A 19,806-nucleotide genomic window follows, 5' to 3' on the forward strand; every position below is an offset into this window, starting at 1 on the left:
GTGCCCTCTCAGGGTTTGGCCGATTTTCCCAAGGCCTTGGCCACCAGCTGTTCATAGAGTTCGGCGTAGGGTTCCACCGCCTTGCACCAGTTGAAGGGTGCGGCCATGGCCCGGCAGCGCATGGCGTTGAGCAACTGCGGATAGGCGAACACCTTGAAGGCGCGGCCCAGGGCCTCTTCGTAGCTGGCCACGGTGGATTCGTCGAACAGAAAACCGGTGACGCCGTTCTCGATGGTGTCGGCCAGGCCGCCGGTATTGCGCGCCACCGGCAGCGAACCGAAGCGCTGGGCGTACATCTGGCTCAGGCCGCAGGGCTCGTAGCGCGAAGGCATCAGCAGGAAGTCGCTGCCGGCGAACATGCGGCGGGCGTCGGTTTCGTTGAAACCGATGTTCACCCCGATGCGCCCGGGGAAACGCGCGGCCAGGGCGCGCATGGCCTGTTCTTCCTCCGGCTCGCCGCGACCGATGATGGCGATCTGGCCGCCGGACTTGACGATGTACTCGGCCACGCCTTCGGTAAGGTCCAGGCCTTTCTGGTAGACCAGCCGCGAGACCACCGCGAACAGCGGGCCGCTGCTGGGGTCGAGGCCGAACATCCGCCGCACATGGGCGGCATTGGCGGCCTTGCCTTGCCAGTCGCCAATGGCGAAGGGGGTGGACAGGTGCGGGTCGGTGGCGGCGTCCCAGCTTTCGTCGATGCCGTTGGGGATGCCGCTGAGCAGGCCTTGCTGGGTCTTGCTGGCGAGGAAACCGTCAAGCCCGCAGCCGAAGGCCGGGGTGGTGATTTCCTGGGCATAGGTGGCGCTGACGGTGGTGATGTGGCTGGCGTAGGCCATGCCCGCCTTGAGGAACGACAGCTTGCCGTAGAACTCCATGCCTTCCTGTTGCAGGGCATGTTCGGGGATGCCCAGCTCCGGGCAGGAAGCCAGGCTGACCACGCCCTGGTACGCCAGGTTATGGATGGTGAACAGGGTCGGCGTGCGTTGCCCGCGCCAGTGCATATAGGCCGGCGCCAGCCCGGCGGGCCAGTCATGGGCGTGCACCAGGTCCGGGCACCAGTGGATCTGTGCCAGGTTGGCGGCGATGTCGGCGGCGGCCAGGCCCAGGCGGGCGAAGCGGATATGGTTGTCCGGCCAATCGCGGCCGTTGTTGGCGCCGTAGGGCGAGCCTTCGCGCTCATAGAGTTCGGGGCAGATCAGCACATAGATCACCAGGCCGTCGGGCATGTCCATGCGCCCGATCTTGCAGGCCGGCAGGGCCGCGTGGCCGCCCAGCTCGCCAATGATATGAATCGGGTTTTCGCTGTGCATCACCTGCCGGTAGCCGGGGATCAGCAGGCGTACATCGTGCAGGTGGGCCATGGCTCGGGGCAGGGCGGCCGACACGTCGCCCAGGCCGCCGGTCTTGACCAGGTCGGCGATTTCCGAAGTGACGAACAGGACCTTCTTGCGATTGGGGTTGTGGCGGATCAAGGGCAGTGACGTCTTGCCACCTGGGGCGAGAATCGATGTGGAGACCGTTTCACCGGCCAGCGGCAGAGGATGCTTTCCCTGGGTTTGCAATACGGCACTGGTCATCTGTTTCTCCCGTTTTATTGATCTGTTCCTGGCATCTGCCGGCGGTGTCAAAAGGCCAATCCGGTGGCCGGGCACAAAAAACGTTGCGCATGCGAAAGCCGAACGCAGCCTCATGCGTCGACGCAAAGAGGGTGAAGGGGCCATTGCAAGGATTGCACCAGTCGCGAAGGCCCTACCTTTAACCTGACCCAAGGCGTGAGCCAAAAGTTTCGACTTTATTTCCCTGGGAGTGACTGTCCGGTCACTTTTCGAATTCCAGTCTAGGACAGAAGTTAGAGCGCGGGCGTGACGATTAGGTTTTCTCGGGGCGAAGGTTGCGCTGCCCCGGAATAAAGCCGACGAAAGGCAGTCTCGCGCACCGGCCGGGGGCGAGGTTTTTTCGTCTTGGCGCGAAAACGGTGAGGGGCTGCAAGGGAGCGGTGCGGGGCGAAGGTGCCGACGCTCGATGATGGTGCAGGGCAGTGCTGGCGCAATGCCCTGGCGTGGTTCAGCGCAACTGACGGATCGGCTGGCCGGCGGCCCAGGCCTGGATGTCTTCGATCATCTGGGCGAAGAACTGCCGGTAGTTCTGTTGGCTGACATAACCGACATGGGGCGTGGCCAGCACGTTGGGCAGGCGGCGCAATGGATGATCGAGGGGCAGCGGTTCCTGCTCGAACACATCCAGCGCCGCGCCGGCCAGGCGCCCGCGTTCGAGGGCGCAGATCAGCGCCGCTTCATCGACGATCGGCCCGCGGGCGGTGTTGACCAGCAGCGCCGAGGGTTTCATCCAGGCCAGCGCCTGGGCGTCCACCAGGCCGCGGCTGCGTTCGCTGAGCACCAGATGCACCGAGAGCACGTCGGCCTGTTCGAACAGCTGTTGCTTGTTCACGTAGGTCACGCCGGCCGCCGCGGCCCGTTCGGCGGTGAGGTTCTCGCTCCAGGCGATCACCCGCATGCCGAACACCTGGCCGAACTGTGCCACCCGCTGGCCGATGCTGCCCAGGCCGAGAATGCCCAGGGTCTTGCCGTGCAGGTCGCCGCCCAGCCCCTGTTGCCAGAGGCCGGCGCGCAGCGCGCTGGCTTCGCTGAGCAGGTTGCGGGTCTGGGCCATGATCAGCGCCCAGGTCAGCTCCGGCGCCGCGTGCTTGTAACTGTCGGTGCCGCACACCTGGATGCCCAGGCTGGTCGCGGCGGCCAGGTCGATGGCGGCGTTGCGCATGCCGCCGGTGAGCAACAGCTTGAGTCGCGGCAGGCTGCGCAGCAGGGCCGCGTCGAAACGGCTGCGCTCGCGCATCACGCAGATCACCTCGAACGGCGCCAGGCGCTCGCTCATGGCGGCGGTGTCGCTAGGGTAGTCATGGATAAAACTGACCTGGCCGATACCCGCCAGCACCGACCAGTCGACGACGTCACGGGCAACGTCCTGCCAATCATCGATTACCGCGATCTGCACACTCATGAAGGCTCCGGGGAAAACGCATCAATGTGACGCCAGCCAGCCCAGCAGGGCCTGGTGGAATTGCGCCGGTTGTTCCATCTGCGGGGCGTGGCCCAGGCCCGGGAACTCGATCAGGGTCGAGTGCGGGATGAGCCCGGCCACCTGCTTGCCCAGCACCTGGTAGTTGCCGATCCGCGCCTTGACCGCCGGCGGCGCGATGTCGCTGCCGATCGCCGTGGTGTCGGAGGTGCCGATCAACAGCAGGGTCGGCATCTTCAGGTCCTTGAACTCGTAGTACACCGGCTGGGTGAAGATCATGTCGTAAATCAGCGCCGAGTTCCACGCCACCCGTGTGTGCCCAGGGCCCTTGTTGAGGCCGGCGAGCATGTCCACCCAGCGCTCGAATTCCGGCTGCCAGCGGCCGCCGTAATAAGTGCTGCGCTCATAGTTGCGGATGCCTTCGGCCGACAGCTTGAGCTCGCGGGCGTACCACTGGTCGACGCTGCGGTAGGGCACGCCGAGGGCTTTCCAGTCTTCCAGGCCGATCGGGTTGACCAGCGCCAGTTGCTGCACCTGCTCGGGGTATTGCAGGGCATAACGGGTGGCCAGCATGCCGCCGGTGGAATGGCCCAGCAGGCTGACCTGCCGGACGCCCAGCCGGTCCAGCAGTTGCCGGGTGTTCTGCGCCAGCTGCTGGAAGCTGTATTGATAGTGCTCGGGCTTGCTGGAGGTGCAGAAGCCGATCTGGTCTGGGGCTATGACCCGGTAGCCGGCGTCGCTCAAGGCCTTGATCGAGGTGTCCCAGGTCGCGCCGCAGAAATTCTTGCCGTGCATCAGCAGCACGCTGCGACCGTTGGGCGTGCCCTTGGCCGGCACATCCATATACCCCATCTGCAAGGCCTGGCCCTGGGACTCGAAGGCAAAGTGCTGCAGCGGGTAGGGATAGTCGAAGCCTTGCAACTCGGGACCGTAGGCCGGGCCTTCGGCGGCAAGGGCGGGCAGGGCAGCGGTCAGCAACAGGCCGGGTAACCAGCGGGCGAGGCTCCAGCGGGTGGGGCTTAGGGACATACATGACCTCCGAGAGCAATGGGGCGATCCTGGCGCGGCGTGATTAGCGCGACATTAATAAGCAGAGGCCATCGCCAGGGCGAAACGTTCCCTTCGTGGTCATGCTTATGAGCCTGGAGGCGTGCCCCGTCAGCTCAACCGACCCAGCCGAGGGTCATCCAGGCCAGCACGCCATACCGCGCGCCCTTGGCCAGGGTGACAATCAGCAGGAAGCGCTTTAGCGGTTCGCCCATGATTCCGGCCACCAGGGTCAGCGGGTCGCCGATGATCGGCAGCCAGCTCAGCAGCAGGGACCAGTGGCCGTAGCGCTGGTAATGGCTGCGGGCCCGTTGCAGATGGCGTGGGCCGACGGGGAACCAGCGGCGGTCCTTGTAGTGTTCCAGGCGCTGGCCCAGCCACCAGTTCACCAGGGAACCCAGGACATTGCCGAGGGTGGCGACGGCCAGCAGCAACCAGACCGGGTACTGGCCGTTGAGCAGCAGGCCCACCAGCACGGCCTCGGATTGCAGCGGCAGCAGGGTGGCGGCGCCGAAGGCCGCCAGGAACAGGCCGAGGCAGGCGGTGAGGATCAATGGGCCGGGTAGTCCGCGACCACCACGTCCTTGCCGTCCCTGGTCAAGCCGATGACCTGGTAGGCGTCGGCGGGCATGCCGTCCATTTCCATGCCGGGCGAGCCCATGGGCATGCCGGGGGCGGCGACGCCGAGCAGGTCATCGCGCTTGCTCAGGGCCAGCACCTGGTCCGCCGGCACATGGCCTTCGACGAATTTGCCGTTGATCACCGCGGTGTGGCACGACGCCAGGCGCGGGGCCACGCCCAGGCGCTGCTTGACTTCGCTCATGTTGCTTTCGACGTGGTCGTTGACCTTGAAGCCGTTGGCTTGCAGGTGCTCGATCCATTTCTTGCAGCAGCCGCAATTGGCGTCGCGGTGCACATCGATCGGGATCAGGTCGGCGGCCTGGGCCAGGGAGCCGACGAGCAGGGCAGACAGGGCTGCCAGGCGCAGAGTGTTGTTCATAGGAAGTCTCTTGATCATCAGGGCGCCTTGGGGCGCGGTGTTGGGCCGACAGGGTGGCGTATTTTGCTACTTTTCTCGAGCGCGGCGCGGCGCTTGTGTTTCAACGTTATACCGAGCGCTGGCTATTCAGGTTGTCTGGTACTGCGCGTTGTCGTTCATCGCGGGCAAGCCTCGCTCCTACAGAAGCGTGCCCGCGATAGGCGTTCATTCGGGAGCCGGGCTCAGGATACCGAGCATGGCCACCAGGCCTAGGATCAACAGGGCCGCCGCCAGTTCCAGGACCATGCTGCGACGCAAGGCGGGCAGGGCTGCCTGGGGCGAGGCCTGGTGCAGCGCCTGTTCCAGCTGCGGAACCAGATGGAAGCGGTTCAATGCGGCGAACACCAGCATGCTGGCGAACACCGCCACCTTCAGGCTGAGGAGCAGGCCATAGGTGCTGGCGCTCAACGTTGCCAGGTCCGGGCCGACGATCAGCAGGTAATTGAGTACCCCGCTGATGGTCAGGACGACCACGATCAGCGTGCCCAGGCTGGCAAACCCCTTCAGGGCATCGAGCAGGTGGCCTGCCTGCGGTTCGTCTTTGCAGGCGCCACGGCGCAGCAGCAGGGCGAAAGCCGCCAGTGCCCCCAACCAGGCGCCGGCGCCCAGTAAATGCAGGATGTCGCTGCCCAGGTGCAGGTAATGCCGGCCACCTTCGCTCATCGCCCCGTGGCCGCCCCAGGCCAGGGTGGCCAGGGCTGCCGCCGTGCACAGAATCAGGCCGTAGAGGGTGAACCTCGGCCAGCCACTGCTGAACAGAAGCAGCCCCCCCGCCAGCAGCAACGCCGCCAGGCGCAGCAGCCAGCTTTGGCCGACAGCGGTTTCCAGCATGAGCGCAGACAGCAGCGCCGGGTCCAGTTCGGCCAGGCGGGTTGCGCCACTCATCGACAGCGCCAGTTGCAGCAGCGCGGCGCCCGACAGCAGCGCGCCCAGCACCAGGGCGGTCGCCAGGGGCCGGCGAAAACGCCATTGGCTCTGCGCGCCACGCAGCCCGTAAAGGCTGAACAGCGCCAGGCCGAACAGCAGCGTCAGATCGAGGTACAGGGCAAAACGCAGGGCGAGGTTGATGAGTTCGCCCATGGTTCAGTTGACTTCGAAGGTCAGGTTGCCGGTGATCGGATGGGTGTCGGCGGACACCGCCCGCCACTCGACTTTGTAGCTGCCCTTCGCGAGCGGGGTGGCGGGACTGATGATCATGCTTTTCGGATCGCTGCCGCCGGCCACGCTGGCCTTGACCGGCATCGGTGCGTGGCTCATCCCGGGCATGCCGGTCATCAGCAGCCGAGCCCCGGAGAATTTGGTGGTAAGGGGTTCCGAGAATTGCAGTTCGATCTTCGCCGGCGCCGCGCCCTTGGCGCCTTCGGCCGGGGTCGAGGCCAGCAGCTTGGGGTGCGCCTGGGCGACGCCGGTGAGTAACAGGCCGGCACCGAAAGTGGCGGCGATGACGAGATGCTTGAGGTGGGACATGCAAGGCTCCAGGCGGCATTGGCCGCGTGATGTTTTTAGTTATCTATTGAAGGGAAGTCAGAACCACAGGCGCACACCGAGCACCAGGCGGGCTTCGCTGTTGTCTTCGCCTTCTTCACGGGCGTAGTCCGCGGTCTTGCCGTAGCTGCGGCTCCAGGTCACGCCGACGTAGGGCGCGAACTGGCGGTGCAGCTCGTAGCGCAGGCGCAGGCCGGCCTCCAGCGCGGAGAGCCCCGAGCCGACGCCCCGTTGCGGGTCGTTCTTGCCGTACAGGCTGACCTCTGCGTTGGGTTGCAGGATCAGGCGGTTGGTCAGCAGGATGTCGTATTCGGCCTGGAGCCCCAGGGCACTCTGGCCGCCTTCGCCGAGGTAGGCGGTGGCCTGGCTTTCGAAGTTGTACAGGGCCATGCCTTGCAGCCCGAGGGCGGCCCAGGTCTGCGGCGCGCCGGGCTTGAAGTCCTGGCGCACGCCGCTGACCACATCCCACCAGGGGCCGATGGCATGGCCCCAGAGCGCCTCGACCTGGGCGTTTTCGGTCCGGCCGTTAGTGCGCTCGCCCTCGCTGCGCAGCCACAGCCGGTCGATGTCGCCGCCGATCCAGCCGTTCATTTCCCAGGCCAGGGCACTGCCGTCATCGGCGTCCTGGTATTCCAGGCGGTCGACCAGCCACAGCGAGTTGATCGCCTTGTCGTGCACGCCATGGCCGGCCACCGGCGGGAAGGCGGCGCGGCGGTCGGCATCGGTGAGTACCGGGATCGGCGTGCGACTTTGGGTGGGCGCCGCGGGTTCCATGGTCTGCAGCGGTTCGCCGTCCATCCCGGTCATCTGGCTGTGGTCCATGCCCGGCATCGGGTTGCCTTGCATGGAGGAAGCCGGCATGGACGAATGATCCATGCTGGAGTGATCCATGCTTTCGGCGGCCTGCAAGGTGGCGGCGCCGAGGCCGAGCAGGGTGGCGAACAGGGTCAAGGCGTTTTTCGGCATCATGCGGCGCTCCCGGCTTCGTCCACTCGTACTTCGCGAAACATGCCCATCTCCATGTGGAACAGCAGGTGGCAGTGATAGGCCCAGCGCCCCAGGGCATCGGCGGTCACCCGGTAACTGCGCTTGCTGCCCGGCGGCATGTCGATCGTGTGCTTGCGCACCAGGAAGCGCCCCTGTTCGTCTTCCAGGTCGCTCCACATGCCGTGCAGGTGGATGGGGTGGGTCATCATGGTGTCGTTGACCAGGGTGATGCGTACCCGCTCGCCATAGGTCAGGCGCAGGGGCTCGGCGTCGCTGAACTTGATGCCGTCGAACGACCAGGCGAATTTTTCCATGTGCCCGGTCAGGTGCAGCTCAATGGTGCGGCTCGGTTCGCGCCCGTCGGGGTCTTCGAAGGTGCTGCGCAGGTCGGCGTAGGTCAGTACCCGACGGCCGTTGTCGCGCAGGCCGATACCCGGGTCGGCGAGCTTCGGCGTCGGGCTCATGGTCTGCATGTCCACCAGCGGGTTGTCGTCCTCCGAGGCCGGGTGGCTTTGCATGGCGCCGCCCATGGTGCCGTGGTCCATGCCCGACATGCCGGCCATGCCGCTGTGGTCCATGCCGGCCATGTTGCTGGAATCCATGCCCTGCATCTGGCTGTGGTCCATGCCCTGCATCTGGCCATGATCCATGCCGGGCATGGCGCCCATGCCAGCCATGCTGCCGTGGTCCATGCCCATGTCGGCCATGCTGATCAGCGGCCGCGGGTCCAGGGGCGGCACGGGCGCGCTCAGCCCCGGACGCTGGCTCAGGGTGCCGCGGGCATAGCCGCTGCGGTCCATGGCCTGGGCGAACAGGGTGTAGGCTTCCTGCGAGCCGGGCTCGACCAGCACGTCGTAGGTTTCCGCCACGGCGATGCGCAGTTCATCGACGCTGACCGGCTGCACATACTGGCCGTCGGCGGCGACCACGGTCATCTTCAGGCCGGGAATGCGCAGGTCGAAGTAGCTCATGGCCGAGCCGTTGATCAGGCGCAGGCGCAGCTTCTCGCCGGGCTTGAACAGCCCGGTCCAGTTGCCGCCCGGGCTCTGGCCGTTGATCAGGTAGGTGTAGGTATGACCGCTGACGTCCGCCAGGTCGGTGGGGGTCATTTTCATCTGCGCCCACATCTTGCGATCGGCGAGGGTGGCGGCCCAGCCGTCGCGGCTGACGTCCTCGATAAAGTCGCCGACCGTGCGCTTGTGGAAGTTGTAGTAGCCGGGCTGCTTTTTCAGGATGTGCATCAGGCGCTCGGGCGCCTCGTCGCTCCAGTCGCTGAGCATCACCACGTAGTCGCGGTCGTACTGGAAGGGTTCCGGCTCGCGGGCCTCGATCACCAGTGGCCCGTAGACCCCGGCCTGCTCCTGCAGGCCCGAATGGCTGTGGTACCAGTAGGTGCCGTTCTGCCGGACCTTGAAGCGGTATTCGTAGAGGCCGCCGGGGGCGATGCCGTGGAAGCTCAGGCCCGGCACGCCGTCCATGTTGGCCGGCAGGATCAGGCCGTGCCAGTGGATCGAGGTGTCCTCCTTGAGGCGGTTGCGCACCCGGATGGTCACGGTGTCGCCCTCGCGCCAGCGCAGCAGCGGGCCGGGCAGGCCGCCGTTGATGGTCATCGCGGGGCGCGACGTGCCGCTGTAGTTGACCTGGGATTCACCGATGAACAGGTCGAACTGCTGGCCGCTGAGGGCGGGCAGCTGGCCGTCTTCGCTGCGCGCCCAGAGCGGCTGTTGCCACAGCCCGGTGCCGGCCAGTACGCCGCCGGCGGCCAGGCCCTTGATAAAACTGCGTCGTGTGGGTTTCACATGCATGCCCCAAGGCTCCCTCGATCCTGCTGTGTCAGGTATGAGGCGACCTTAAGTGGCGCGGCCTGTCAGAAAACTGAGGTGAAGATTACAGATTTGTCAGCCAGTGGGGCGCCACCCGTTGCCGGATCAGTGGGCGATCTGTTCCAGGTTGCGCTTGAGGTTGGCCAGCGCCAGTTGGGACAAGTGCTCGATACGCGGGCGCAGGCTGAGCAGGTTGAGGTCGGAGCAGTAGTGCAGGGTGCGCTTGAACAGGGTTCCGTCCCCGTATTTGCACAACTGGTAGTGGATCGAGCCGTCTGCTGGCGCAGAACTGAAGACGATCTTGAACTCCTTGGGAAATACCGCGACCAGCACCCGGCAGCTCAGGTGGATCTGCAGGCCGAGCAGGTCGATGGTTTTGCTGAAGCGATGCCCTGCTGGCAATGAGCCGGCCAGGCCGGTGTCGGCGCGCAGGGAAGCGGGATGCCACTCATGCCAGCGATCCGGCTGAGTCACGTAGTAGTAGACGGTATCGATCGGCGCGTCGATGTAGAGCTCATGGCTGATGAGCTCGTCCAAAAGGTGCTGCTGACGTTGTTCCATGATGCACCTCCTTGCAGTAGGAGCATCAAATATAGTTGCCCGCGCGCCTGCCATGGAGGCGCGTAAATCGACTATTCAGCGGACTTCGAGGTGGCTCATCAAGAGGGTGATGCACGGCTTTTCCCGTTGTAAAGGGGAGGGCGCCATGCACAGTTGGGTCGTCGCGCAGCAATGTCGTGGAAGATCCCCGCACGATAGCGTCATGAATGCTTGGAAGATCATCTGATCGCAACTAACCATTCGGTACATTAATGGCTGTAAGTTGTCGCTTAGTTGTCACGGGTTGGATTGTTAAACAATTGTTTCAGCTAGAAAAACCGTGGCTTACAGGGCATTTGTATCGGAAATGTACAAAAATTGTAAAAAGCCGAAATATTTGTTGGAGAGGTGCTTTGGCGCGCCGATACTCACGGGCATCGTTTTCCCTCAATCAGGCTTTTCAGACGCTTATTAGTTGAACTTTCGCAACCCTCTAGTTGGCTGTGCAAGTGGATATAAGGCTATGGAAAAGCCCGTACACAGGAGTCTTTTATGACAATCGGATATGTCGGCGGCTGGACCAGCAAGGCCGGTCTGTTGGTGCAGGACACTGGCAGCCGGGGCAAGCCGGTCAGCCAGAGCACCAAGGTCAAGCAGATGCTCGCCCTGGTCGGCCAGAACCCGCTGGCGCTGAACGTGTTCAAGATGGACGAAATGAAGCTGCACAAGCAGATCAAGGGTTTCGATCCGGAGAATGTCAGCGCCAAGCAACTGGGCAACATGAGCACCTTCCTCAAGCAGAAGGGCCTGATCAGCGACGTGACGGCGATGACCCTGCTCAACGCCGGCGACAAGTTCGACCGCTTCGGCGTGCAGGCCGACCCGGATGCCAAGTTCAATGCCCTGGAGTACTTCGCGATCCAGCTGGACAACATCCAGACCAACAACCTCAAGGGCAACAAGTACGCCAGCTACCTGATCCCCGAGTACAAGAAAGCCATCTACGTGCTGCAGAACCTGCAAAGCTACGGCAAGGGCAACGGCACCACGGTGACCGACAAGAATCACTCCGCCAAGGCGTGAGGTGAAAAACCAAGGCCCTCGACCGATCAACCGGTCGAGGGCCTTTTTTGTGGCTGGCTGTTTACCGGTCGAGCAAGGCCATCACCGCTTGCGGGTAACGCTCGCCGGCGGTGGCGTCGGGGGTGAAAATCCGCTCCAGGGCCTGCAGTTCGTCAGCGCCGAGGAGGACCTGCAGCGCGGCGACATTCTCCTCCAGGTATTTGCGTTGCTTGGTGCCCGGAATCGGGATCAGGTAATCGCCCTGCGCCAGCACCCAGGCCAGGGCCAGTTGCCCGGCGGTGATGCCCTTGGCCGCCGCGAGTTGCTTGACCTGTTCCACCAGCAGCAGGTTCCTGGTGAAGTTCTCACCCTGGAAGCGCGGGCTGAAACGCCGGTAGTCGTCGGCGGCGAAATCCTCCGGGCTCTTCAGGGCGCCAGTGAGAAAACCTCGCCCCAGCGGGCTGTAGGGCACAAAGGCGATGCCCAGGCGCTGGCAGGCCGCCAGGCAGCCGTTGTCTTCCTGGTCGCGGCTCCACAACGAATATTCGCTTTGCAGGGCGCTGATCGGATGCACCTTGTGGGCCCGCTCCAGCGTTGCCGCCGAGGCTTCGCTGAGCCCCAGGTAGCGGACCTTGCCGGCCTGCACCAGCTCGGCCATGGCGCCGACGGTTTCCTCGATGGCCACGTCCGGGTCGATGCGGTGTTGGTAATACAGGTCCAGGGTGTCCACGCCCAGGCGCTGTAAGGTGCCGTCGATCGCCTGGCGAATGTACTCGGGGCGGCCGTTCACTCCGCGCGCCGCCGGGTCGCCGGGGTTGCGGACGATGCCGAATTTGCTGGCCAGGAACACTTGGTCGCGTTTGCCGCGGATCGCCTGGCCGATCAGGATTTCGTTGCTGTGGGGGCCGTACATGTCGGCGGTGTCCAGCAGGTTGATCCCCAGTTCCAGGGCGTGATGCAAGGTGGCGGTGGCTTCCCGGGTATCGGTGCCGGTGGTGTAGAAATCGGTCATGCCCATGCAGCCAAGGCCGATGGCTGACACCTGCGGGCCGTTCTTGCCCAGTTGACGGGTTTGCATAGGAGAAGCTCCAGTGGATGGGGTGGCGGCCATTGTTCTCCTCGACAAAAACAAGATAAACCGGCTAAAAGCGCTATCACTATTCATAATTTCTAAATAATCCGCGACAGGCCAAGCCAATGGACCGTTTTAATGCCATGCGTGTGTTCACCCGCATCGTCGACCTCGGCGGTTTCGCCAAGGCCGCCGACAGCCTGCAGATGCCCCGGGCCTCGGTGACGGTGCTGATCAAACAGTTGGAGGCGCATCTGGGCGTGCAGCTGCTGTTGCGCACCACCCGCCAGGTCACGCCGACCCTGGACGGCACCGCCTATTACCAGCGTTGCGTGCGGCTGCTGGCGGACCTTGAGGAAACCGAAGCGGTGTTTTCCGCCGCGCGCCACAACCCGCGCGGCACCTTGCGCATCGACATGCCAGCGGGGATCGGGCGGCTGGTGGTGATCCCGGCGTTGCCGGCGTTCTCCGAGCGCTACCCGCTGGTCGACCTGGAAATCGGCCTCAACGACCGGCCGGTGGACCTGATCCGCGAAGGGGTGGACTGCGTGTTGCGCGGCGGCCTGTGCCTCGACGACTCGCTGGTGGCCCGGCCGTTGCTGGCGCTGGAGCAGGTGACGTGCGCCAGCCCCGCCTACCTGCGCCAGCGCGGTGTGCCGCAGAGCCTGGACGACCTGGCCGGGCATCAGATGATCGAGTATTTCTCCAGCGTCAGCGGCAAGCGTTATGGCCTGGAGTTCGAGGTGCAGGGCCAGGTGCTGTTGCCGGAGTTGCCCAAGCAGGTGTCGGTCAACAGCGCCGATGGCTACCTGGCCGCCTGCGAGGCCGGCTATGGGTTGGTGCAGACGCCTTACTATCACGTCGCCCAGCAGTTGGCCGAAGGTCGCCTGAGCGAAGTGCTCCGGCACATTCCGCCACCCAGGATGCCGTTGAGCGCGCTGTACCCGCCGCATCGGCACCTGTCGACGCGGGTCCGGGTGTTCGTCGACTGGCTGGTGGAGCTGTTCGCCCAGCCGGGGATTCACAACACCCGGCTGGCGTAGCTCGGCAGTAAAGACAGACGCCCGCGGCGAAGCGGGCGTCGGGCAATTTCGTGGTGGGTTACCAGGGGGAAATACTGGTGCTCTGGATGACTTAGCGGTGGTAGTAGTAGCCGGGGCCGCCGTCGTAATGGCGGTGATGCCAGCCGTCGTGAGGGAAGATGATGCAGCCGGACAGGGCCAGCATCGCCAGCAGGGGAATCAGCCGGGTGATTCGACGGAACATTGCGCAGTCCTCAAAGGGCTCTGGGGTTAAAACCGCCGCGATGCAGCGAAAACTCTTCGGCGGCTGTAACATGAGACCCCGTTCGCCCGCGCCCATCCCCGATTCTCGGTAGGCGTTTGGCATCTGTTTCGATACAGAGTCGATACATTTACACGCGGCATTTTCAGGCCGCACCTTTACAGGTTCAGGAACCCGCAATGACCCAGAAGCAACGCTTGATCTATTCGATTGTGATTTCCCTGGTGGTACTGGGAATCATGCTTGGCCTTTCTTACCTGCAGAACGCTGGAATGATCACCGAGAAAATGTTCCAGTACATCGCCATTGGCGTGGCGGTGACCGTAGTCGTGATCAATGGCGTGATGCGGCGCAAGGTCAAGCCTTGAGAGACACCCCCAGGCGGCCTCAGTCGCGGCCGTCGAGTATGGCTTCAGCCTGTTGATGCAGGCTGAAGCTCTTGTCCGCATTGAGGGTGATCACGCCTTCGCTGCACAGCCGCTTCAACACCTCGCGCACGCTGAGGAACGACAGCGGGATATCCAGCTCCAGCAAATGACTGTGAATGCCTCGCACCCCCAGGGCGCGCTGGCTTTCGGCTGCCTGCAGCAAGGCATCGATGACTTTCAGGCGAATCAGGCTGGTGCGCAGGCCGAAGCTTTTGAGCAGGTGCCTGATGCGTTCGTTGCGGTTGCGCTCGGCTTGCTTGCCGAAGACACCGGCGCCGGCGTTCAGGGAGGACGCGGGTTGTGCGGTGTGGCCATCCGTTGGCAGTTGCGGGTCGTACATGCAAAAACTCCTTTTCAGAGCCTGATCAGGAAAATGACGGGTGCTCTCACATAACTAGACGAACGAGCCGCGCAAATCATGAGGAATCAGTTGTAGAAAATTTGTGAGGGCTTTGTCGTTGCCAGGTTGGCGGGCGATCGGCGCCTGGCGCGAGGGCGCTAAATTTTCCGTGGCGGTTTCGTCTGTAAGGGCAGGCGGGCTTTGGCTGATGCCGGTCACGCCGTCCTTTACCGGGCTGGAATCCGTATCCCCTGTGTGCTCATCGGCATGCCGCGCCAGCCTGGGTTGTGCATCTTCTTTCGATCAGGAGTCGGCGTGATTATTTCCAGCCAGTTGCCCAGGTTTTGCCTTGCGGGTTTGTTTCTCGGGATGAGCCTTGCGGCTCAGGGACGCGAGGTCCAGGGCGGCGAGGCAAGCGCCGATATTCGCCGCACCGGTTTTGGCGTCCCGCATATTCGCGCCGCCGACGAACGCGGGCTGGGTTACGGCATCGGCTATGCCTACGCCCAGGACAACCTGTGCCTATTGGCCAACGAAGTGCTGACGGTCAATGGCGAGCGTTCGAAGTATTTCGGCCCGCAGCAGCAGACCGTCGAGCAACGGGAAAACCTCACCAGCGACCTGTTCTTCAACTGGCTGAACACGCCCCAGGCGGTGTTCGGCTTCTGGCAGGCGCAGACGCCGCAGGTGCGGCAACTGATCGAAGGGTATGTCGCCGGCTATAACCGCTCCCTGGCCGAGCGCCGGGCCCAGGGCCTGCCCGAGCAGTGCCAGGGTGACTGGGTACGGCCGTTGACCGCCCTGGACCTGGTCAAGCTGACTCGCCGGCTGTTGGTGGAGGGCGGTGTCGGCCAGTTCGCCGAAGCCCTGGTGGGCGCGACCCCGCCATCCGTCACGGCGCAGCTGAAGCCATCGGCCCAGGCCTTCGCCCAGGCGGATGCCCGCGGCCAGCGGTTCGCCCTGGACCGTGGCAGCAACGCGGTGGCCGTGGGGCGCGAGCGCTCGTTCAATGGTCGCGGCATGTTGCTGGCCAACCCGCATTTTCCATGGGTCGGCGGCATGCGCTTCTATCAGATGCACCTGACCATTCCCGGCAAGCTGGACGTCATGGGGGCCGCCTTGCCCGGCCTGCCGATGATCAATATCGGTTTCAGCCAGCACCTGGCCTGGACCCACACGGTGGACACCTCCAAGCATTTCACCCTGTACCGCCTGCAACTGGACCCCAAGGACTCGACCCGCTACCTGCTCGACGGCAAGTCCCTGCCGCTGGAGAAACAAACGGTCAGCGTCAAGGTGCAGGGCGAGGACGGCCAGCTCACGACCGTCAGCCACAGTGTCTACAGCTCGCAATTCGGCCCGCTGGTGCAGTGGCCCGGCAAGCTGGACTGGGACAACCGTTTCGCCTACAGCCTGCGCGACGCCAACCTGGAAAACGACCGGGTGCTGCAACAGTGGTACGCGATGAACCAGGCCCGCAGCCTCAAGGAGTTGCAAGCTTCGGTGCATCGACTGCAGGGCATTCCCTGGGTCAATACCCTGGCCGTGGATGACCAGGGCCAGGCGCTGTACATGAATCAGTCGGTGGTGCCCAACGTCAGCATGGAAAAACTCGCCCACTGCAGCGACCCGCGGATCGGCACCCAGCTGATCATTCTCGACGGTTCCCGCGCGGCCTGTGCCTGGGACATCGACCCGGCGGCCGCGCAAAAGGGCATCTACCCGGCCAGCCAGCTGCCGCAACTGCTGCGCAGCGATTACGTACAGAACTCCAACGACTCGGCGTGGATGGTCAACCCGGCCGCGCCGCTGCAAGGCTTCTCGCCGCTGATCAGCCAGCAGGACCTGCCGCTGGGGCAGCGCGCGCGTTTTGCCCTGAATCGCCTGATCGGCACGGGCAAGGGTGAGCCGCTGAGCGCCGCCGACCTCAAGCACATGGTGATGGACGACCAGGTGTACCAGGCCGGGCAGGTGATGCCGGACCTGCTGCAGTTCTGTGCCGCCGACCTGGGCAGCGATGCCCAGACCCTGGCGCCGCTGTGCGCCAGCCTCAAGGCCTGGGACCGCAGCGCCAACCTGCAAAGCGGGGTGGGCTTGGTGCATTTTCGCAACGTCATGGAACAGCTGGAGGCGGTCGATAATCGCTGGCGCGTGGCCTTCGATGCCCGGGACCCGCAGCACACGCCGCGCGGCCTGGCGATCGACCGGCCGCCGGTGGCCAAGGCGCTGCGCGCGGCGATGCTGGCCTCGGTGCAACAGGTGGCCGAGTCGGGCCTGAAGGCCGACAGCCGTTGGGGCGATATCCAGGTGGTCAGCAGCGGCGGCCGGCAGACGCCGATTCATGGCGGCCCGGCCAGCCTGGGCGTGTACAACGCGATCCAGAGCGTCCCTGCGGCCGACGGCAAGCGGGAGGTGGTCAGCGGCACCAGTTACCTGCAAGTGGTGACCTTCGACGAGCAGGGGCCGAATGCCCAGGGCCTGCTGGCGTTTTCCCTGTCCAGCGACCCGGCGTCGCCGCACTCGCGGGATCAGACCGAGGCGTTCTCGAAGAAGCAGTGGAGTGTGTTGCCGTTCACCGAGCAGCAGATCCAGGCGGACCCGCAGTATCGGTTGCAGGTGATTCACGAAGTGGATGATCGGTTGCGCAAGGTCGCGACCCAGTAAGCGCGTTCAATCTGCCGTCAAGCGCAGGCCGCACCCGCGAGGGGAGCGGCCTTCAGCTTTTTGGCGCGGTGCCTGGCAGCGAATTGATGACCGGGTTGCCGTCCTGGTTGCGGGTCAGGTACACCGGCAATACCTTGGGCAGCGTGGTCACCAGGCTATTGACCGCGGTGACGTCGTAGATGCCGCCGACCCGAATGTTGCCCGTGGCGCTGTCGGCCAGCATCACCGGCTTGCTGAGGTAGCGGTTGATCAGCGGCAGGGCCTCGCCGAGCGCCAGGTTGTCCAGCACCAGCTTGCCCTGGCGCCAGGCCAGCGAGCTGTCGTTGGCAGCGGTCTGGCTGATCAGTGGCTGGTAATCGCCCTGGCGATAACGCGCCTGCATGCCCGGATCGAGAGGCACGCCAGCGTCGGGGTGGCTGTTGTCGCTGTTCACCAGCACCGAACCTTCGAGCAGGGTGACCCGCACCTGATCCTCGTACATCCAGACATTGAACTCGGTACCGGTGACCCGCACCTGGCCGCTGGCCGCCTTGACCACGAACGGATGGGCGCTGTTGTGGCTGACCTTGAAGAAGGCTTCGCCTTTTTTCAGGGTGACCCGGCGCTGGTCCTTGTAGTTGCTGTAGGTCAGCTCGGTGCCCAGGTTGAGTTCGACCTGGCTGCCGTCGGCCAGGGTCACCTGGCGCATGCTGCCGTCGGCCTGGAAATGTTCGTAGGAGGAGGGCAGCCAGCCCAGGCTCCAGCCGCTGTAGGCGGCCAGGGGCAAGGCCAGGGCGCTGATCGCCGCGGCCATGCCGTAGGCGCGCCAGGGTTTGCGCGGCGCCGGCAAGGGCAGGACGGTGGTGGCTTGAGGGCGAGGCAGATGGTCGGCGACTTCCCAGATTTCCTGCATCGCTTCGTATTCGAAGGCATGCAGCGGGTGGGCATCGCGCCATTGCTCGAAGGCCTGGCGTTCGGCGGCCGTACAGTCCGCGGCATGCAGACGCATGCACCACTGCGCGGCGGCATCGGTGATGGCGTCGTATTCGGCTTCTGTGAGGTGCTGTTCGCTCATTGGCTCTTCCTGGTTTCGCGCATTCTACCCTTCGCAGCCAGGCTTGGAGAACCGCCGTCATGGCTAATGCATATCAAAGTTGAGGTTATTTTTGGAGCAAAGCCTCTGAAACACAGGACTTCTGTCAGCAGTATCCACAGCTGGAGTGAAAAAATGATCAAAAACACCCTGGCCGCGGTCATCGCCACTGCCACCTTGCCGAGCTCCGGCGCGCCATCCTCGGCTGACGGCGTGTTGGTGGCGGCTCTGTCTCTTGCTGGCATCTCCGGTGCCAGGCCATGGCCGAGGTTGACAGGGCGCGCGCAAAGCGTTGTTTAATCGTCGGGCGCACTCACCTGGGTGCCTTCTCATGCGCTGTAGCCCATTCCAATAATTAATCCGGAGCTCCAGATGTCTGTATCGCCCCCGGCTGTTGAAACACCGCAGGAACACCTGTCGCTCGAGGCACTGGTGACGCTGCTGGAAACGATCTTCCTGCGCCATGGCACCAGCGCCGAAGTGGCGCGCAGCCTGGCGCACAACTGTGCCGCTGCCGAGCGCGACGGCGCCCACAGTCATGGCGTGTTCCGTATTCCCGGTTATGTCTCGACCCTTAACAGCGGCTGGGTCAACGGCAAGGCCGTGCCGGTGGTCGAAGACGTGGCCCCGGCCTTTGTCCGGGTCGATGCGTGTAACGGTTTCGCCCAACCGGCGCTGGCGGCGGCGCGGGCGTTGCTGGTGGAGAAAGCGCGCCACGCCGGGATCGCCATTCTGGCCATCCGCAATTCCCATCACTTCGCTGCGCTGTGGCCGGACGTCGAGCCGTTCGCCGAGGAAGGGCTGGTCGCCCTGAGCGTGGTCAACAGCATGACCTGCGTGGTGCCCCACGGCGCCGATCGGCCGTTGTTCGGCACCAACCCGATTGCCTTTGCCGCGCCCCAGGCCGGGGGCGACCCCATTGTCTTCGACCTGGCCACCAGCGCCATTGCCCATGGCGACGTGCAGATCGCCGCGCGCAAGGGCGAACGCCTGCCGCCAGGCATGGGCGTGGACGGCCTCGGCCAGCCCACCGACGATCCGAAAGCCATTCTCGAAGGCGGCGCGCTGCTGCCGTTCGGCGGGCACAAGGGTTCGGCGCTGTCGATGATGGTCGAGCTGCTGGCGGCGGCGCTGACCGGTGGCCATTTCTCGTTCGAGTTCGACTGGTCCAACCACCCGGGCGCGAAGACGCCCTGGACCGGCCAGTTGCTGATCGTCATCGATCCGAGCAAGGGCGCCGGGCAGAATTTCGCCGAGCGCAGCCAGGAGCTGATCCGCCAGATGCATGGCGTAGGGCTCAAGCGCCTGCCGGGGGATCGCCGGCATCGCCAGCGGGAAAAGTCCCTGCGCGAGGGGATTGCCCTGGACGCCGCGGAGCTCAAGCAATTGCGGGAGCTGGCGGGGCTTTAAAACGCGCTTTCAACACGCAAGGACCAGGCAAGCCTGGTCCTTTTTTTAGCGGTCGCCGGTGGCGCTGGTCGTTACAGAAAACCGGTTACGAACGACGCCCCAGCAACAGGCCCACCACCAGGCCGACGCCGGCGGAGATGGCCACGGTCTGCCACGGATGGCCACCGATGTATTGCTCGGTAGCGTCCACCACCGGCTTGCTGCGCTCACGCACGCTGGACACCGAGTCCAGTGCCTGCTTGAGTTTCAACCCGACCTGTTGGCGCAGGTTCTCGCCTTCCTCACCCACCAGCGATGCGCTGCTTTTCAGGAGCTTTTCCGATTCTTCGATCAACGCTTGAAGCTCGCTGAATTCCTGGTCCTTGATTTGTTCGTCAGCCGCTTGCGCAGCAGTTTTACGAGCCATTGAGTTACTCCTTGCGGGTCAGTGATGCGATGAACAATGGAGTTGCGGGGCCGGCGAAAAGTTGCAGATATTTTCTCCACCCGCTCCATGCCAGCGGGAAAACCCCAGCCG

Annotated in this window: 20 protein-coding genes; 5 read left to right on the forward strand and 15 right to left on the reverse strand. The window is 64.4% G+C overall.

Features of this window, described 5'->3' with window-relative positions; translation table 11 throughout:
* Window positions 1-8: 8 nt before the first annotated feature.
* From glgA to C4K27_RS14845, 10 genes are all read right to left on the reverse strand, one after another.
* Window positions 9-1,577 carry a glycogen synthase GlgA gene (gene glgA, locus C4K27_RS14800; protein WP_053261026.1) on the reverse strand — a complete coding sequence of 523 codons (1,569 nt, stop codon included), beginning with the start codon at window positions 1,575-1,577 and terminating at the stop codon, window positions 9-11.
* A gap of 487 nt (window positions 1,578-2,064) precedes the next feature.
* On the reverse strand, window positions 2,065-3,018 hold the full coding sequence (locus tag C4K27_RS14805; RefSeq protein ID WP_053261027.1) for a D-2-hydroxyacid dehydrogenase family protein: 954 nt from the start codon (window positions 3,016-3,018) through the stop codon (window positions 2,065-2,067).
* Between the two features lie 21 nt (window positions 3,019-3,039).
* Window positions 3,040-4,065 (reverse strand): alpha/beta fold hydrolase, encoded by a 1,026-nt coding sequence (locus tag C4K27_RS14810; RefSeq protein ID WP_053261028.1) that lies wholly within the window; start codon window positions 4,063-4,065, stop codon window positions 3,040-3,042.
* Between the two features lie 134 nt (window positions 4,066-4,199).
* On the reverse strand, window positions 4,200-4,637 hold the full coding sequence (locus tag C4K27_RS14815) for a YqaA family protein (protein WP_053261029.1): 438 nt from the start codon (window positions 4,635-4,637) through the stop codon (window positions 4,200-4,202).
* Window positions 4,634-5,083 carry a DUF411 domain-containing protein gene (locus C4K27_RS14820; RefSeq protein WP_053261030.1) on the reverse strand — a complete coding sequence of 150 codons (450 nt, stop codon included), beginning with the start codon at window positions 5,081-5,083 and terminating at the stop codon, window positions 4,634-4,636. The genes C4K27_RS14815 and C4K27_RS14820 overlap by 4 nt, the downstream gene beginning before the upstream one ends.
* 204 nt (window positions 5,084-5,287) lie before the next feature.
* Window positions 5,288-6,202, reverse strand: a complete 915-nt coding sequence (gene copD, locus C4K27_RS14825) for a copper homeostasis membrane protein CopD (protein WP_053261031.1) — start codon at window positions 6,200-6,202, stop codon at window positions 5,288-5,290.
* A gap of 3 nt (window positions 6,203-6,205) precedes the next feature.
* On the reverse strand, window positions 6,206-6,589 hold the full coding sequence (copC, locus tag C4K27_RS14830; protein ID WP_053261032.1) for a copper homeostasis periplasmic binding protein CopC: 384 nt from the start codon (window positions 6,587-6,589) through the stop codon (window positions 6,206-6,208).
* 57 nt (window positions 6,590-6,646) lie between these two features.
* The gene (locus tag C4K27_RS14835) at window positions 6,647-7,576 is read right to left on the reverse strand and encodes a copper resistance protein B (RefSeq protein WP_053261033.1); all 930 of its coding nucleotides are present in this window, start codon (window positions 7,574-7,576) and stop codon (window positions 6,647-6,649) included.
* Window positions 7,573-9,399 (reverse strand): copper resistance system multicopper oxidase, encoded by a 1,827-nt coding sequence (locus tag C4K27_RS14840; RefSeq protein ID WP_053261034.1) that lies wholly within the window; start codon window positions 9,397-9,399, stop codon window positions 7,573-7,575. Before C4K27_RS14840 ends, C4K27_RS14835 begins: the two co-directional genes overlap by 4 nt.
* A 123-nt stretch (window positions 9,400-9,522) precedes the next feature.
* Window positions 9,523-9,978: an SRPBCC family protein gene (locus tag C4K27_RS14845; RefSeq protein ID WP_053261035.1), complete on the reverse strand. Its 456-nt coding sequence runs from the start codon at window positions 9,976-9,978 to the stop codon at window positions 9,523-9,525.
* 531 nt (window positions 9,979-10,509) lie between these two features.
* Here C4K27_RS14845 and C4K27_RS14850 point away from each other — a divergent pair.
* Window positions 10,510-11,040: a hypothetical protein gene (locus tag C4K27_RS14850; protein ID WP_053261036.1), complete on the forward strand. Its 531-nt coding sequence runs from the start codon at window positions 10,510-10,512 to the stop codon at window positions 11,038-11,040.
* A 61-nt stretch (window positions 11,041-11,101) separates the two neighbouring features.
* Here C4K27_RS14850 and C4K27_RS14855 read toward each other — a convergent pair whose 3' ends face one another.
* Window positions 11,102-12,097, reverse strand: a complete 996-nt coding sequence (locus tag C4K27_RS14855; protein ID WP_053261037.1) for an aldo/keto reductase — start codon at window positions 12,095-12,097, stop codon at window positions 11,102-11,104.
* A 119-nt stretch (window positions 12,098-12,216) separates the two neighbouring features.
* Here C4K27_RS14855 and C4K27_RS14860 point away from each other — a divergent pair, with 119 nt between their 5' ends.
* Window positions 12,217-13,134 carry a LysR family transcriptional regulator gene (locus C4K27_RS14860; RefSeq protein ID WP_053261038.1) on the forward strand — a complete coding sequence of 306 codons (918 nt, stop codon included), beginning with the start codon at window positions 12,217-12,219 and terminating at the stop codon, window positions 13,132-13,134.
* A gap of 91 nt (window positions 13,135-13,225) precedes the next feature.
* On the opposite strand, the gene C4K27_RS31600 is transcribed toward C4K27_RS14860, so the two are convergent.
* Entirely contained in the window at window positions 13,226-13,357 is a 132-nt protein-coding gene (locus C4K27_RS31600; protein WP_007928589.1) for a hypothetical protein, read from the reverse strand.
* A 197-nt stretch (window positions 13,358-13,554) separates the two neighbouring features.
* Here C4K27_RS31600 and C4K27_RS14865 point away from each other — a divergent pair, with 197 nt between their 5' ends.
* Window positions 13,555-13,743: a hypothetical protein gene (locus tag C4K27_RS14865; protein ID WP_007928588.1), complete on the forward strand. Its 189-nt coding sequence runs from the start codon at window positions 13,555-13,557 to the stop codon at window positions 13,741-13,743.
* 19 nt (window positions 13,744-13,762) lie between these two features.
* Here C4K27_RS14865 and C4K27_RS14870 read toward each other — a convergent pair whose 3' ends face one another.
* Complete coding sequence (locus C4K27_RS14870) at window positions 13,763-14,143, reverse strand: hypothetical protein (protein ID WP_007928587.1); 381 nt, start codon at window positions 14,141-14,143, stop codon at window positions 13,763-13,765.
* Between the two features lie 315 nt (window positions 14,144-14,458).
* On the opposite strand from C4K27_RS14870, the gene pvdQ reads away from it, so the two are divergent.
* Complete coding sequence (gene pvdQ / locus C4K27_RS14875) at window positions 14,459-16,807, forward strand: bifunctional acylase PvdQ (protein WP_053261039.1); 2,349 nt, start codon at window positions 14,459-14,461, stop codon at window positions 16,805-16,807.
* A 52-nt stretch (window positions 16,808-16,859) separates the two neighbouring features.
* Here the strand turns inward: pvdQ and C4K27_RS14880 are convergent, their stop codons facing one another.
* Window positions 16,860-17,861 (reverse strand): FecR family protein, encoded by a 1,002-nt coding sequence (locus tag C4K27_RS14880; protein ID WP_053261040.1) that lies wholly within the window; start codon window positions 17,859-17,861, stop codon window positions 16,860-16,862.
* 390 nt (window positions 17,862-18,251) lie between these two features.
* Here C4K27_RS14880 and C4K27_RS14885 point away from each other — a divergent pair, with 390 nt between their 5' ends.
* Window positions 18,252-19,289: an Ldh family oxidoreductase gene (locus C4K27_RS14885; protein ID WP_053261041.1), complete on the forward strand. Its 1,038-nt coding sequence runs from the start codon at window positions 18,252-18,254 to the stop codon at window positions 19,287-19,289.
* A gap of 85 nt (window positions 19,290-19,374) precedes the next feature.
* Here the strand turns inward: C4K27_RS14885 and C4K27_RS14890 are convergent, their stop codons facing one another.
* Window positions 19,375-19,695, reverse strand: coding sequence for an ElaB/YgaM/YqjD family protein (locus C4K27_RS14890; protein WP_009043722.1), 321 nt, complete (start codon window positions 19,693-19,695; stop codon window positions 19,375-19,377).
* Between the last annotated feature and the right edge of the window lie 111 nt (window positions 19,696-19,806).

The organism is Pseudomonas chlororaphis subsp. chlororaphis (assembly GCF_003945765.1).
Classification (GTDB): Bacteria; Pseudomonadota; Gammaproteobacteria; order Pseudomonadales; family Pseudomonadaceae; genus Aquipseudomonas; species Aquipseudomonas chlororaphis.

What these genes read in the sequence shown, in the direction of transcription:
- glgA (WP_053261026.1), bottom strand. Translation starts at nt 1,577, where the DNA reads ATGACCAGTGCCGTATTGCAAACCCAGGGAAAGCATCCTCTGCCGCTG.
- C4K27_RS14805 (WP_053261027.1), bottom strand. Translation starts at nt 3,018, where the DNA reads ATGAGTGTGCAGATCGCGGTAATCGATGATTGGCAGGACGTTGCCCGT.
- C4K27_RS14810 (WP_053261028.1), bottom strand. Translation starts at nt 4,065, where the DNA reads ATGTCCCTAAGCCCCACCCGCTGGAGCCTCGCCCGCTGGTTACCCGGC.
- C4K27_RS14820 (WP_053261030.1), bottom strand. Translation starts at nt 5,083, where the DNA reads ATGAACAACACTCTGCGCCTGGCAGCCCTGTCTGCCCTGCTCGTCGGC.
- copD (WP_053261031.1), bottom strand. Translation starts at nt 6,202, where the DNA reads ATGGGCGAACTCATCAACCTCGCCCTGCGTTTTGCCCTGTACCTCGAT.
- copC (WP_053261032.1), bottom strand. Translation starts at nt 6,589, where the DNA reads ATGTCCCACCTCAAGCATCTCGTCATCGCCGCCACTTTCGGTGCCGGC.
- C4K27_RS14835 (WP_053261033.1), bottom strand. Translation starts at nt 7,576, where the DNA reads ATGATGCCGAAAAACGCCTTGACCCTGTTCGCCACCCTGCTCGGCCTC.
- C4K27_RS14840 (WP_053261034.1), bottom strand. Translation starts at nt 9,399, where the DNA reads ATGCATGTGAAACCCACACGACGCAGTTTTATCAAGGGCCTGGCCGCC.
- C4K27_RS14845 (WP_053261035.1), bottom strand. Translation starts at nt 9,978, where the DNA reads ATGGAACAACGTCAGCAGCACCTTTTGGACGAGCTCATCAGCCATGAG.
- C4K27_RS14850 (WP_053261036.1), top strand. Translation starts at nt 10,510, where the DNA reads ATGACAATCGGATATGTCGGCGGCTGGACCAGCAAGGCCGGTCTGTTG.
- C4K27_RS14855 (WP_053261037.1), bottom strand. Translation starts at nt 12,097, where the DNA reads ATGCAAACCCGTCAACTGGGCAAGAACGGCCCGCAGGTGTCAGCCATC.
- C4K27_RS14860 (WP_053261038.1), top strand. Translation starts at nt 12,217, where the DNA reads ATGGACCGTTTTAATGCCATGCGTGTGTTCACCCGCATCGTCGACCTC.
- C4K27_RS31600 (WP_007928589.1), bottom strand. Translation starts at nt 13,357, where the DNA reads ATGTTCCGTCGAATCACCCGGCTGATTCCCCTGCTGGCGATGCTGGCC.
- C4K27_RS14865 (WP_007928588.1), top strand. Translation starts at nt 13,555, where the DNA reads ATGACCCAGAAGCAACGCTTGATCTATTCGATTGTGATTTCCCTGGTG.
- C4K27_RS14870 (WP_007928587.1), bottom strand. Translation starts at nt 14,143, where the DNA reads ATGTACGACCCGCAACTGCCAACGGATGGCCACACCGCACAACCCGCG.
- C4K27_RS14880 (WP_053261040.1), bottom strand. Translation starts at nt 17,861, where the DNA reads ATGAGCGAACAGCACCTCACAGAAGCCGAATACGACGCCATCACCGAT.
- C4K27_RS14885 (WP_053261041.1), top strand. Translation starts at nt 18,252, where the DNA reads ATGTCTGTATCGCCCCCGGCTGTTGAAACACCGCAGGAACACCTGTCG.
- C4K27_RS14890 (WP_009043722.1), bottom strand. Translation starts at nt 19,695, where the DNA reads ATGGCTCGTAAAACTGCTGCGCAAGCGGCTGACGAACAAATCAAGGAC.